Raw genomic sequence first — 13,084 nt, forward strand, 5'->3', positions numbered from 1 at the left:
TTCAGGTCATGACCGAAATCGGGCGGTGCCGCCCCCCCCCCCGGGCGGGGGCGCGCCGCCGGCGATCGTGCCGGTCGCCCTGCCGGGGGCCGGTGCCGTGGGCCCGGCGACGACCGCCGCGGCGGCGCCGCGGGACGCCGGGGCGGTGGCCGGGACCTACACCCTCGACCGCTTCCTCGAGAAGGACGTCTGCCGGCTCTCCCTCGCCAACGGTGCGGTGCAGGTGCTGGAGGGCTGCCGCGACGGCGGCCTCGCGACCTTCGACCCAGCCTCCTGGCGCTACGAGGCCGGCCGCCTCACCCTCGTCGCCCGCCGCGGCCACAGCGTCGAGCTCATCCCGCTCGGCGACGGCCGCTGGCGGCGCGACCCGGAGATCGGCACCACCTTCGTGCTGCGCCGCGTGACGCCGTGACCGGTCGGCCGCGTCAGGCCGCCAACTCCGCGAGGTAGCGCCCGGCGGTCTCCCAGTCGCCCGCATCGGCGACGAGGCCGGCATAGCCGTCCGGCCGCACCAGGACGAGCCGGCCCGGCTCGCCGGCCGGACGTGGGGCCGCCTCGACCAGACCCGGGAAGCGCGCCGTCAGCGCCGCTCCCTGCGCGGCGTCGTCGGCGTAGAGCACGAACAGCGGCGTCGCGCCGGCGCCGGGGGGCGGCCCGGCATCGTGCTCGGGCGGCCAGCGGTCGCCGGCATGGGGGCCGTGGGAGAGCGGGCTTTCGGCGTAGGCGATCTCGATCTCGCTCATCGTCGCGGCCATCCGGTCGCGCACGGCGTGGAAGCCGAGCAGGACCCGCAGGGCGAGGTTGCGCGCCGCCTGGGCCGCGGGGTTCGCCAGCGTCGCCATGTCGGTGAGGCGGCCGGCATTGCGCAGCACCATCTCGCCGACGGCGTTGCGCTCCGGGCTGTAGCTGTCGAGGAGCGTCTCCGCCGCCTGCCCGCGCACCACCATCGCGAGCTTCCAGGCGAGGTTGATCGCGTCCTGCATGCCGGTGTTCATGCCCTGGCCGCCGGCCGGGCTGTGGATGTGGGCGGCGTCGCCGGCGAGGAAGACCCGCCCGTGCCGGTACTCCGACACCTTGCGCTCGTTGATGCGGAAATGCGTCAGCCAGACCGGATCCTCGACCCGGATCCCGCCGCCGGCGCGGGCATCCACCACCGCCTGCACCTCGGCGAGGGTCGCGTCCGGCCGGGCCGGGTCGATGGGCCCGACCACCGCGATCACCCGGGCGCGGCCGCCGGGGATCGGGAAGATCACCAGCGGCCCGTCGCGGTGCAGGTAGGTGGCGATCTCGTCGCCGGGCGGGGTGCCGTCGCCGGCGAGGCGCACGTCGGCGAGCAGCCAGTCGTCGCCCTGGGCCGCGCCCGCGAAGGTGACGCCGAGCCCGTGTCGGACGGTGCTGTGGGCGCCGTCGCAGCCGATCAGCCACGGCGTCGCGACCGTCTCCTCGCGGCCGTCGGCGTGGCGCAGACTCGCCTCGACCCCGCCGCCCGTATCGCGAAAACCCGTGAGCTCGACCTCGCGCTCGACCACGACGCCGAGGCCGTGCAGGTGGTCGGCCAGCAGCCGCTCGGTCGCCGATTGCGGGATCATCAGGGCGTAGTTGTAGGCGCTGGCGATGCTCTCGAAGCTCGGATGGCCGAGCACGCTGCCGCCGCGCCGCAGGGTGGCGCCGTGCGCCCTCAGGCCGGCCGCCAGAAAGGCCGGTGTGCAGCCGGCCCGGTCGAGCAGTTCGAGGGTGCGCGACCACAGGACGAGCGCCTTCGAGGTCTCGGTCGGGTGCGAGCAGCGGTCGATCAGCCGGACCGGCACGCCGTAGCGCGCCAGTTCCGCCGCTAGGGTCAGGCCGACCGGCCCGGCCCCGGCGATGAGGATGGGGGGCATCGGTCCACTCCTTCACGGCGCCCGCCGGAACCATGCCGTCGCCGGGCGCGGAACGCCATCATCGCCCGCGATGCTTGCCGATTCGCCGGCCTCGACGGCGGAGGCCGGCGGGATCGGCGAGCGTGGTGAAGGATCTGTTCTGCGCCGCGCCCGCTCAGACCCGGACTGTCCATTCGGCATGCAGGTCGCCGACCGACCGGATCGACCCGCCGGGGATGGCGGATCCCTCGGGCGGCGGGGGAACCGGACGGGTCGGCGCGGCCGGAAGGTCGGCGGCCGTGGGAACCGACGGCGGTGCGGCGGCGATCGCCGCCGCGAGGGCCGCCCGGGCCGTGTCGATCGCGTCCGCCGTGCCCCCCGCCAGTGCGACGATGAGGCCGCGCAGCTCGGGCGAGGTCAGGCCCGGCCGGTTGAGGGCCGGGTGGGCCAGGGCCGTCGCCATGTCGATCCGGTCTCCTGCGGCGGGCGCCAGGAGCCGGTTGGCGAGGTCGTCGATCTGCGCGTCCCCGGACGAGGCGAACAGCGACCCCTGCGCCGGCCGGGTCGAATCCCCGGCCGTCGACGCGACGGCCACGCCATGGCCGCGTCCGAAGTCGACGATGGCCTTCTCCATCGCGTTCCCCTGCAGGCGCGTCCCGTGCAGGACCGGATTGCCGGTCGCAAGCTCCATCAGCGAGATGCCGAGACCCCAGGTGTCGACCTTCTCGTCCAGCGTGACGCGGGAGAGGATCGATTCCTGCACGCTTTCGCCGAAGATGTTGCCGAGATCACGGCCCATGTCGCTTTTCTTCGCATCGGTCTTCGACGGGTCGAACATCTTCTTGAAGTTGTCGGTCACCCTGTTGGTGCACAGCTTGATTTCGTGGGTGGCCGACTGGAATTCCGGCGCCTTGTAGAACAGGTTGTCGATCCTCGGAGCATCGACGAGCCGGGTCGAGGCGCCGAGCTTCGATGTGCCGAAATCGGCGAGGACGACGTCGCCATTCGCGCCGATGAGGGCGTTGGGCGATTTCAGGTCGAAATTGACGACGCCCTGGGTGTCGTGCAGGTGCTGCATGCCCCGCGCCATGTCCGCGAAGGTCGCCAGGGCCACGAGTTGGGCCTCGGCGCGGGTGACCTGCCCGCTGGCGGGCGGCTGCCCGTCCGGGGCGACGCGCCCCGGCGCGTTCATCCTCTGCTCGAGATCGCTCGCCGTGCCGTTGGGCATGTGCTCGATGACGATGCCGAACTGCCCGTTCGGCATCAGGGCGACGCCGTGCATGTGCAGGATGTTCGCGTGGCCGGCTCCCTGCGCACCGAGATGGCCGCGCACCTCGTCGACCGTCATCTCGCGGACGTCCGGCAGGGCCTGGCCCGAGCCCGGCTGGGCGGGGGGCTGGTCGAGCGGAAGCTTGAGGACGAGCTTGCCTCCGTCGTCGGCGCGGTACTGGAAGACCATCCCGAAGCCACCCTGCGCGAGGAACCTCTCGGGCTGGTATGTCCGTCCGCCGACCGTCACGGGATGGAGGTCGACGCCGACCGTCAGGTCCTGCCCGTCGGGGTCTTCGATTCTGGGCTCTCTCTCCCACTCGACCCGGACCTTGGCGTCGTCGACCTCGATGCCGCAGACGTTCTCGCGCGCGCTCCTGACTGTCGCCTCGGCGAAGCCGGCCACCTCGGCCCTGGAGATCCCGTGACCGGGCCTGGCCATGTCGAGTTGGGTCATCAGCGCGTCGGTCAGTTCCGCCGCCAGGGGCGCGGTGTCGGCCATCATCGTGGCCATGGCCTCGGCGGGGCTCGACGCCTTCGTCCTCGTCGCGTCGGCGATCGCGCCGGAGAGCGCGGCGACCGCCGCGGGATCGATCGCGGCGCCGGCTCGCAGACCCAACGCGGCGCCCGGCAGCGCGGAACCGAGCGCCGGTCCGCTGAGGCGCTCCAGGCTCGGAGCGACGTCGGATCGCGGCGTCTTGCCGATCAGGGTCGAGGCGTCGGGCAGGGTGGCCATCGCCCGCATGGCGATCTCGGTCGTCCGGATGTTGAAGACCGTTCGCGCCGTGGCGACCGTCAATCCGGCTCCCTGTCCCGCGATCGGCTCGCGCAGGCTGTCGAACAGCGCCTTGCCGGCGACCTGCCCCTTCTCGCTCAGCGCACCCGGCCCGGCATCGCGCAGGAGATTCGACAGGATGGTCTCCAGCCCCTGGCGGCCGAGTTCCTGCTTGGTGCTGAAGTGGGATCCGGGGAGGTCCGTCTTCCTGAACTTCGCGATCACCTCGCTGAACTTGTCGCGCATCGCGAGGCGCGTCGACGTGCCGGACTTGGTATAGATTTCGATAGTGTCGCCGACCTTCCGGCCGTAGACCTTCATGCCGTCGTCGGAGGCGTGCTTGAGGAAGGTGGCGGCCTCCGCCATGCTGGTGTTGGTCGTGACGGTCAGCCGGTTCTGGATGGGGCTCATCGGACGCTCCTCAACCGCGGATCATGGTTTCGAAGGCGAAGGAGCCGGGCGCGCCGGCCTGTGGGGCGCCAGCGGCCTGCGACTGGGCGACGAGGAAGTCGTGCCAGAACGGCACGCGGCCGGCGAGGTTGCGCGCCACGGTGACGACCGTTCGCGCGTCGGCGTCGGGGGCGAAGACGTCGGCCATCTGCACCACCGCGCCGCCGGGGCCGTTGAGGGCCATCCGCACGCCGCCGGTCTCGCGCCAGGCCATCGCGTAGAGCAGCAGCGCCTCGAGGACCTCGGCCGCGCGGCCTGGCGGCACCGGCGCGATCAGCGTCGAGAACATCAGCCGGTTGGTCGCCGGATCGTGCTCGACTTCGACGTCGATCTCGCCGAAGCGGACGATCCAGCGGCCGTCGGTCATCCGGAGCACCGTCTGGATGTCGTCATCCATCGGCCCGATCTGCGACATGATCTCTTCGAGGACCCGTTCCACGTGCGTCGTCCCGTTCGGCGGCAGCTCTTTGCCGGCTCATGCTGGATAGCAGGGCGGCAGGCGCGCGAAGTCTCGAACGGCACACAGGACGACGGGGGTCCCGGCGAACGACTCAGCCGTCGAGGCCGAGCAGCGCGGGCAGGGCCGCGACCGCCGCGAGGTCGCCCGAGATGAGGTGCTCGACCTCGCCGTTGGCGAGCGCGACGACGTGGCGGCAATCGGGGCGGAAGCGGGCGCCGACGCAGGTGCAGCGCAGGCGGTAGCCGTCGCGGCCCTTCACCAGCGTCACGTCGTAGGGCGTGCCGCGGCTGCCGCGCACGACGAAGCGGATCTCCTGGGCCGTCCGAGACGCCGGCGCGGCGACCGCGCGCAGCGCCCGGGCGGCGAGGCCGGCCTCGCTGCGGGCGGCCCGCGGCGCCTGGATGCGGGCGAGCCCGGTCTGACGGGCGAGCGCCGGTAGGTCGGCGGCGCCGGCCTCGCGCTGGACCGCGAGCGCGATCTCGGCGCAGGCATAGGCGTCCTCGCCGGCATCGTGATGGCGGAACGTCACGCCGACCCGCTCGGCCAGCGCCGAGAGCCGGTAGCGCGGCTGGCCCGGCCACAGGCGCCGGGCGAGCTGGAGCGTGCACAGCGAGGTGTAGGCCGGCTGCGGCAGGCCGTAGGCGGCGAGCGTCGCGGCGAGCACCCCGACGTCGAAGCTCGCATTGTGGGCGAGCACCAACGCGCCGTCGATCTCGGGCAGGAGAGCCGCCATCGCCTCGGGAAAGGCCGGTGCGTCCTCGACGTCCCGCGGGCGGATGCCGTGGACGCCGATATTGCCGGGCAGGAACCGCATCTCCGCCGGGCGGATCAGGCTCGCGTGCCGGCGCACCACGCGGTTTTCCTCGATCCAGGCGAGGCCGACCGCGCACGGGCTGTCGCGGCGCTCGTTCGCCGTCTCGAAATCGATCGCGATGACCTTCATGGCCGGCGGCTATCCGGGGATTGGGCCGGATTTCGGGCGGGCGGGCGTCAGGCCGCCTGCACCATGGCGAGCCACTCCTCCTCGCTCACCACCCGCACCCCGTGCTTCTCGGCGTCCTTCAGCTTCGAGCCGGCGCCCGGCCCGGCCACCACGAGGTCGGTCTTGCCCGAGACCGAGCCCGAGACCTTGGCGCCCAGGCGCTCGGCGGTCGCCTTGGCCTCGCTGCGGGTCATCCGCTCCAGGGTGCCGGTGAACACCACGGTCTTGCCGTCGAACGCCGCGGCGGCGGCCGGCGCCGCCCGCTCCTGCGTCGAGACCTCTTCCATCAGCGCCTCCACGGCGGCGACGTTGTGGGCCTCGGCGAAGAACTGGATCAGCGAATCGGTGGTGACCGCGCCGATCTCGCCATCGTCCGCGAGGTGGCGATAGGCGTCGCCGGGCTCCTGGAGGCGGGCCCGGTCCACCGCCGCCCGCACTCCGGCGGCGTCGCCGTAGGCCTCCAGCAGCGCCTCGCGCTGGTGCGCGCTGAGGCGCGCGACCACGCCCTCGGCGAGCAGGTCCGCCGCCGGATCGGCCGCCGCCGCGGCGAGCAGCCGGTCGCGGGTGCCGGCGCCGACCCGGTTGAGGCCCGCGAGCGCGATCCAGTCCGGGCCGGGCTGGCAGGCGGCCGCCGCCCGCACCCCCTCGATCAGGGCCGGCATGTCGGGGAAGCGCTTCGCCAACGCTTTGGCGGTCGCCTCGCCGACCTGCTCAATGCCGAGCGCGAAGATCAGCCGGTTGAGCGGGATCGTCCGGCGCGCCTCCAGGGCGTCGAGCAGGTTGCGGATCGCCTTGTCCTCGTCGTCCTTCTTGCCCTTCTTCTTGACTTCGGGGGCTTTGCCGGCGGCGGCGGCGCGCTCGGCCGAGAGCGCCTGCCGGCGGGCCACGATCGCCGCCTTCAGCGGCTCGAACCCGAGGCGGAACAGGTCGGCCGGCTGGCGCACCAGCCCGGCCTCGAACAGCACCGCCACCACCGTCTCGCCGAAGCCTTCGAGGTCGAAGGCGTTGCGCGACACGAAATGCTTCAGCCGCTCCTGCCCCTGCGCCGGGCAGATCAGGCCGCCGGTGCAGCGGCGCACGGCGTCGAGCTTGCCGGTGCGGGCGTTGAACGAGCGCACCGCGTGGCTGCCGCAGGCCGGGCAGGTCTCGGGAAAGACGTAGGGCTTCGCGTCGGCCGGGCGGCGCTCCAGCACCACGTCGGCGACCTTCGGGATCACGTCGCCGGCGCGCAGCACCACTACCGTGTCGCCGACCCGCACGTCGGCGCCCTGCGACAGGTCGACGTCGTCGCGCAGCCGGAACCCGTCCCAGATATCGATGCCGCTGCGGATCACCTCGCCCTCCGGCCCGAGGCCGCGGACGTAATCCTCGTTGTGCAGGGTCGCGTTCGACACCACGACGCCGCCGACCGTCACCGGCCGCAGCCGGGCCAGCGGGTTGAGCGAGCCGGTGCGCCCGACATTGATCTCGATGTCCTCGACCACCGTGACGGCGCGCTGGGCCGGGAACTTGTGGGCGAGCGCCCAGCGCGGCGCCCGGGCGACGAAGCCGAGCCGCTTCTGCAGCGCGAGGTCGTCGATCTTGTAGACGACGCCGTCGATGTCGTAGCCGAGATCGGCCCGCTCCGCCTCGATGGCGCGGTAATGCGCCAGCATCTCCTCCACCGACAGGCAGCGCCTCGTGCGCGGGTTCACCGGCAGGCCGAAGCGGGCGAAGGCGGCGATTAGCTCCGACTGGCTCGCCGCCGGCAGCGCCGACATCTCGCCGGCGGCGTAGGCGAAGAAGCGCAGCGGCCGCGAGGCGGTGATCGCCGGGTCGAGCTGGCGCAGGGAGCCGGCCGCGGCGTTGCGCGGGTTGGCGAAGAGCGGCTTGCCGGCCGCCTCCTGGCGCGCGTTCACCGCCGCGAAGTCGGCATGCGACAGGTAGGCCTCGCCGCGGACCTCGCACACCTCCGGCACGTCGTCGCCCGACAGGGTCCCGGGGATGTCCCGGATCGTGCGCACGTTGGCGGTGACGTCCTCGCCGACCTCGCCGTCGCCGCGGGTGGCGGCGGTGACGAGGCGCCCGCCCTCGTAGCGCAGCGACAGCGACAGGCCGTCGATCTTCGGCTCGGCCGTGACGGCGACGGGCTCCTCGGGCGGCAGGCCGAGGAAGCGGCGCACCCGCTCGACGAACTCGCCGATCTCCTCGTCCGCGAAGGCGTTGCCGAGCGACAGCATCGGCACCGCGTGGCGCACCTTGGCGAACTTTTCCGACGCTTTCGCACCGACCCGCGCCGAGGCCGCGCCGGTGCCGGCAAGGTCGGGGAACTGCGCCTCGATCCGCTCCAGCCGGCGGCGCAGGGCGTCGTACTCGGCGTCCGAGATGGTGGGGGCATCCTCGCCGTGGTAGCGGCGGTCGTGCTCGGCGATCACGGCCGAGAGGGCGGCGTGGGCCGCGGCGGCCTCCTCGGCGGTGAGGGTCTCGACGGCGGCGTCGGTGGATGCGGGCATGGGCACTGGATACGCGATTCGTTGGCGACTCGCCGGATCCTACCCCCGAATGCCTACCGTGGTACGAAACCGGGGCCGTGCGCCGCGACGAGATCCAGGACGATCGGCAGCACCGAGGCGGCGAGCATCGCCGCGAGCACGGCGTTGAACAGGCGCCGGCGCCCCGGCGTGTTCAGCCAGCGCGCCACCACCGTGCCGGCCCCCGCCCACAGGGCGCTGGAGCCGCAGCCGACAAGGCCGAAGATCGCCACGATCCCGGCGAGAGCCGCCGCGAAGTCGACCCCGGCGGTGTAGGCGGTGATCGCCGTCGTCGCCATGATCCAGGCCTTCGGGTTGACCCACTGGAACAGGGCCGCCTCGACGAGGCCGATCGGCCGTGCGGCGGTTCTTTCCGAGGGCCCGTCCCCGGCCGAGCCGAGCAGCGTCCAGGCGAGATAGAGCAGGTAGAGGATGCCGATCACCGCCAGCACGTCGTGCAGCCACGGCAGGGCGGTGAACACGCCGCCGAGGGCGAGCCCGACGACCAGCACCATCACGGGAAAGCCGACCGCAATCCCCATGACGTGGCGCAGGGTGCGGGCGAAGCCGAACCGGGCGCCGGAGGCGACCAGCAGCAGGTTGTTGGGGCCGGGCGACACGCTGGTCGAGATCGCGAACAGCGTGACGGCGGTGATCCAGGCCGGATCCGGCATCACGGGGACGACTTTCGGACGAGGGGCTGACGGGCGACGTCTGTGGCATCGACGATGCCGCAGGGCAATCAACCTCCGGATGTCTTGAAACCGCCCCATGGACGTGCCCCTTCAGGGTCAGATGCTCCGACCGCCCGTCCGGCCGCCCGAGGAACCCATGCCCGTTCGCTCCGCCCTCCTGCTCGCCCTCGCCCTCGCGGGCGGTCCCGCCCTGGCCCAGACCGCCGTGACCGTCCCGGCGGCTTTGCCCGGACCCGGCGCGTCCGCCGCCGACGCCGCGGCCCCGTCGCGCCGGCGCCCGCCCCGCGTCGCGGCGGCCCCGGCCGCCCCCGAGGCGGCCCTGGGCACGCCGGCGGCCACCGACAAGGCCGCGATGGCCAAGGCCAATGCCGCCGCCCGCAAGGCGCAGGCCGCCGCCGAGGCCCGCGACAAGGCGTGGGACTCGCGGATGAAGCGCACCCTCGGCTCGATCTGCCAGGGCTGCTGATCGGCCGGCGATGATCCGCTTCGAGGGCGTCGCGAAGACCTATCCGGGGCAGGCGCGGCCCGCGGTCGCCGGCATCGACCTGACCGTGGCGGAGGGCGCCACCCTGGCGCTGATCGGCCCGTCCGGCTGCGGCAAGTCCACCCTGCTGCGGATGGTCAACCGGCTGGTCGACCCCGATGCCGGGCGGGTGCTGGTCGGCGGCGAGGACGTGGCCGGCCTCGATCCGGTCGCCCTGCGCCGGCGCATCGGCTACGTGCTGCAGGGCGTCGGCCTGTTTCCGCACCGGAGCGTGGCGCAGAACGTCGCCACCGTGCCGGGCCTGCTTGGCTGGCCGAAGCGCCGCATCCGCGAGCGGGTCGACGCGATGCTCGACCTCGTCGGCCTGGAGCCCGCCGCCTACCGCGACCGGCGGCCGGACGAGCTCTCGGGCGGGCAGCGCCAGCGGGTCGGCGTCGCCCGGGCGCTCGCCGCCGACCCGGCGGTGCTGCTGATGGACGAGCCGTTCGGCGCCGTCGATCCCCTCGGCCGCGTTCGGCTCCAGGCCGAGATCGGCGAGATCCTCGGCCGCCTCGGCAAGACCGTCCTCCTCGTTACCCACGACCTCGACGAGGCGGTGCGGCTCGGCGACCGGGTCGCGCTGATGCGCGACGGGCGGCTGGTCCAGGACGCGGCCCCGGCCGACCTCCTCGCCCGCCCGGCCGACGCCTTCGTGGAGGAGTTCGTCGGCGCCGACCGCTGGCTCCGACGTCTCGCCCTCATCCCCGCCACGGCAGCCCGTTCACCGGAGAAGGCGACCGATGATGCCCCGCGCCTGCCCGGCGGCGCTTCCCTGAAGGATGCGCTCGGCCTCCTCCTCGCCGGTGGTTCGGAGCGCGTCGGGCTCGCAACGGAGGGAAGCGTCACGCTCACGTCCCTGAGGGCTGCGGCGGTCGCCCCAACCCGTGATAGTCCCTGACGGCGGCTCGCAAGGGGCGATCGTTGCGAGTAGGAGAATAGGGCTTGCAGGTATCGTGAGTGCCGTGCGAATGCTCCCTTTCGCAAATTCTGTCTGGGCCAGACAAAGACAAGCTCGCGCTCGATTCCTGCGGAAGGCGAGGCCGTTCATGCCTTTTCGTCTTCATGCGGGTTGGCATCGATGATAGGTTGACGTCATGAACTCGCTTCAGGTGCGCAGGTTCAGCCCCGTGGACGTGCGATCCGTCATCGACGTCATCCTGCCGATTCAACGAGAAGAGTTCGGCATCGCGATCACAGAGTCGGACCAGCCCGACCTGCATGACATTCCCGGCTTCTATCAGGTTGGGAACGGCGATTTTTTCGTCGCGGAGATCGATGGCCGGCTCGTCGGCACGATCGGTCTCAAAGACATCGGGTCGGGACAGGGCGCGCTTCGCAAGATGTTCGTGGCATCCGACTTTCGTGGGCGCGACCACGGTGTCGCCCACGGCTTGCTGCACCACTTGCTTTCCGAAGCCAGAGCGCGTGGCCTGCAAGAGATCTATCTGGGTACCACCGATCGCTTTCTCGCTGCGCACCGCTTCTACGAGAAGAACGGGTTCCATCCCGTGCCGGTGGAGGTCCTCCCGCCCTCGTTCCCGCGAATGGCCGTGGACACGCGCTTTTATCGACTCGACTTGAGCTGACGCCCCATCGTGACGCGCCCGGCCGATCTCTCGGGCTGCCAGCCGGCGGATCACGGCCGGCTTCACCTCGGCCCCTGAATGGTGTAGCGCGGCGGCTTCGCCCCGCACCGAGCCCGAGCGTGACGGACACGGGGGCCGCCGCTCCCGGAGGCCTGAGAGACCGCATGACCACCCGCCTCGACGACGCCTTCGCCCGCTGCCGCGCGGAGGGCCGCGCCGCCCTCGTCACCTACGTCATGGCCGGCGACCCCGACCTCGACACCTCGCTCGCGGTGCTGAAGGCGCTGCCGGAATCCGGGGCCGACATCGTCGAGCTCGGCCTGCCCTTCACCGACCCGATGGCCGACGGGCCGGCGATCCAGGCCGGCGGCCTGCGGGCGCTCAAGGGTGGCCAGACCCTGGAGAAGACCCTCGACGTCGTCCGGCGCTTCCGCGAGGGGAACACCCGCACGCCGATCGTGCTGATGGGCTACTACAACCCGATCTACATCTACGGGGTCGACCGCTTCCTGAAGACCGCCGCGGAGGCCGGCATCGACGGGCTGATCGTCGTCGACCTGCCGCCGGAGGAGGACGACGAGCTGTGCCTGCCGGCGCGGGAGGCCGGGCTCGCCTTCATCCGCCTCGCCACCCCGACGACCGACGCGGCCCGCCTGCCGGCCGTCCTCGCCAACACCGCGGGCTTCGTCTACTACGTGTCGATCACCGGCATCACCGGCTCGGCGACGCCCGATTTCGGTAAGGTCGCCGAGGCCGTCGCCCGCATCCGGGCGCAGACGCCGCTCCCGGTCGTGGTCGGTTTCGGCGTCAAGACCGGCGCGCACGCCGCCGCCATCGCCCGCGGCGCCGACGGCGTCGTGGTCGGCTCGGCCCTGGTCGACGCCCTGGCGCGCTCCCTCGACGGCGAGGGCCGCGCCACCGCCGGCAGCGTCGAGGCGGTCGCCGCCCTGGTGCGGGACCTCGCCGCCGGCGTGCGCTCGGTCGAGGCCGCCTGATCGCCCTCGTGGATGGAGGTTCGACCGTGATGAAGGTCGAGACGATGAACTGGATCTCCGAGGTCGTCCGCCCGAAGATCAAGACGCTGTTCAAGCGCGAGACGCCCGAGAACCTGTGGGTCAAGTGCCCCGAGACCGGCCAGATGGTCTTCCACAAGGAGGTCGAGGCCAATCTCTGGGTGATCCCGGGCTCCGAGCACCACCTGCGCATGACGGCGCAGCAGCGCCTCAAGACGATGTTCGACGAGGGCACCTGGCTCGACGTGCCGCTGCCCGAGGTGGCGGCCGACCCGCTCAAGTTCCGCGACGAGAAGCGCTACGCCGACCGGCTGAAGGACGCCCGCGCCAAGACCGGCATGACCGACGCCTTCAAGGTCGGGTTCGGCCGGGTCGGCGGCCTGCCGATGACGCTGGCGGTGCAGGATTTCGGCTTCATGGGCGGCTCCCTCGGCATGGCGGCCGGCGAGGCCTTCGTGCGCGGTGCCGAGACGGCGCTCGACAAGCGCACGCCCTACGTGCTGTTCGCCGCCTCCGGCGGGGCCAGGATGCAGGAGGGCATCCTGTCGCTGATGCAGATGCCGCGCACCACCGTGGCGGTGCGCCGGCTCAACGCCGCCAAGCTGCCCTACGTCGTGGTGCTGACCAATCCGACGACCGGGGGCGTCACCGCCTCCTACGCGATGCTCGGGGACGTCCACCTCGCCGAGCCGGGCGCGCTGATCGGCTTCGCCGGCCCGCGGGTGATCGAGCAGACCATCCGCGAGAAGCTGCCCGACGGGTTCCAGCGCGCCGAGTACCTGCGCGACCACGGCATGGTCGATCAGGTCGTGCATCGCCGAGACCTGAAGCCGACCATCGCGCGGCTGTGCGGGCTGCTGATGCAGGCGCCGGTCGAGCGGCCGGTTCCCGCCCGCGCCCCGGAGACGATCGAGGCCGCCTGATCGGCGGCGCCCGCCCTTAAGTCGGATTGTTGGGGGACC

General features: G+C 72.5%; 12 protein-coding genes. 6 read left to right on the top strand and 6 right to left on the bottom strand.

Going from position 1 to position 13,084, the window contains the following annotated elements:
- The first annotated feature begins 25 nt into the window (after window positions 1-25).
- On the top strand, window positions 26-412 hold the full coding sequence (locus EOE48_RS29965) for an AprI/Inh family metalloprotease inhibitor (protein ID WP_342791864.1): 387 nt from the start codon (window positions 26-28) through the stop codon (window positions 410-412).
- Between the two features lie 13 nt (window positions 413-425).
- On the opposite strand, the gene EOE48_RS19755 is transcribed toward EOE48_RS29965, so the two are convergent.
- The 6 genes from EOE48_RS19755 to EOE48_RS19780 form a co-directional block, all read right to left on the bottom strand.
- Window positions 426-1,880, bottom strand: coding sequence for an FAD-dependent monooxygenase (locus EOE48_RS19755; RefSeq protein ID WP_127732338.1), 1,455 nt, complete (start codon window positions 1,878-1,880; stop codon window positions 426-428).
- Between the two features lie 154 nt (window positions 1,881-2,034).
- Window positions 2,035-4,314: a protein kinase domain-containing protein gene (locus EOE48_RS19760; protein WP_127732340.1), complete on the bottom strand. Its 2,280-nt coding sequence runs from the start codon at window positions 4,312-4,314 to the stop codon at window positions 2,035-2,037.
- Between the two features lie 10 nt (window positions 4,315-4,324).
- Window positions 4,325-4,792 carry a type III secretion system chaperone gene (locus EOE48_RS19765; RefSeq protein WP_127732342.1) on the bottom strand — a complete coding sequence of 156 codons (468 nt, stop codon included), beginning with the start codon at window positions 4,790-4,792 and terminating at the stop codon, window positions 4,325-4,327.
- Between the two features lie 112 nt (window positions 4,793-4,904).
- On the bottom strand, window positions 4,905-5,756 hold the full coding sequence (locus EOE48_RS19770; protein WP_127732344.1) for a 3'-5' exonuclease: 852 nt from the start codon (window positions 5,754-5,756) through the stop codon (window positions 4,905-4,907).
- A gap of 47 nt (window positions 5,757-5,803) precedes the next feature.
- Window positions 5,804-8,287, bottom strand: coding sequence for an NAD-dependent DNA ligase LigA (gene ligA, locus EOE48_RS19775; RefSeq protein ID WP_127732346.1), 2,484 nt, complete (start codon window positions 8,285-8,287; stop codon window positions 5,804-5,806).
- Window positions 8,288-8,340: 53 nt separating this feature from the next.
- Entirely contained in the window at window positions 8,341-8,979 is a 639-nt protein-coding gene (locus tag EOE48_RS19780; RefSeq protein ID WP_127732499.1) for a LysE family translocator, read from the bottom strand.
- Window positions 8,980-9,136: 157 nt separating this feature from the next.
- Between EOE48_RS19780 and EOE48_RS19785 the strand changes: the two genes are divergently transcribed.
- From EOE48_RS19785 to accD, 5 genes are all read left to right on the top strand, one after another.
- On the top strand, window positions 9,137-9,466 hold the full coding sequence (locus EOE48_RS19785) for a hypothetical protein (RefSeq protein ID WP_127732348.1): 330 nt from the start codon (window positions 9,137-9,139) through the stop codon (window positions 9,464-9,466).
- Window positions 9,467-9,476: 10 nt separating this feature from the next.
- On the top strand, window positions 9,477-10,421 hold the full coding sequence (locus EOE48_RS19790; protein WP_127732350.1) for an ABC transporter ATP-binding protein: 945 nt from the start codon (window positions 9,477-9,479) through the stop codon (window positions 10,419-10,421).
- A gap of 196 nt (window positions 10,422-10,617) precedes the next feature.
- Window positions 10,618-11,109: a GNAT family N-acetyltransferase gene (locus tag EOE48_RS19795; protein WP_127732352.1), complete on the top strand. Its 492-nt coding sequence runs from the start codon at window positions 10,618-10,620 to the stop codon at window positions 11,107-11,109.
- Window positions 11,110-11,273: 164 nt separating this feature from the next.
- Window positions 11,274-12,104, top strand: a complete 831-nt coding sequence (trpA, locus tag EOE48_RS19800; RefSeq protein ID WP_127732354.1) for a tryptophan synthase subunit alpha — start codon at window positions 11,274-11,276, stop codon at window positions 12,102-12,104.
- A 29-nt stretch (window positions 12,105-12,133) separates the two neighbouring features.
- Window positions 12,134-13,045 carry an acetyl-CoA carboxylase, carboxyltransferase subunit beta gene (gene accD / locus EOE48_RS19805; protein ID WP_127732500.1) on the top strand — a complete coding sequence of 304 codons (912 nt, stop codon included), beginning with the start codon at window positions 12,134-12,136 and terminating at the stop codon, window positions 13,043-13,045.
- The last annotated feature ends 39 nt before the right edge of the window (window positions 13,046-13,084 follow it).

Origin of the sequence: Methylobacterium oryzihabitans, assembly GCF_004004555.2 — a bacterium.
Lineage (GTDB): Bacteria > Pseudomonadota > Alphaproteobacteria > Rhizobiales > Beijerinckiaceae > Methylobacterium > Methylobacterium oryzihabitans.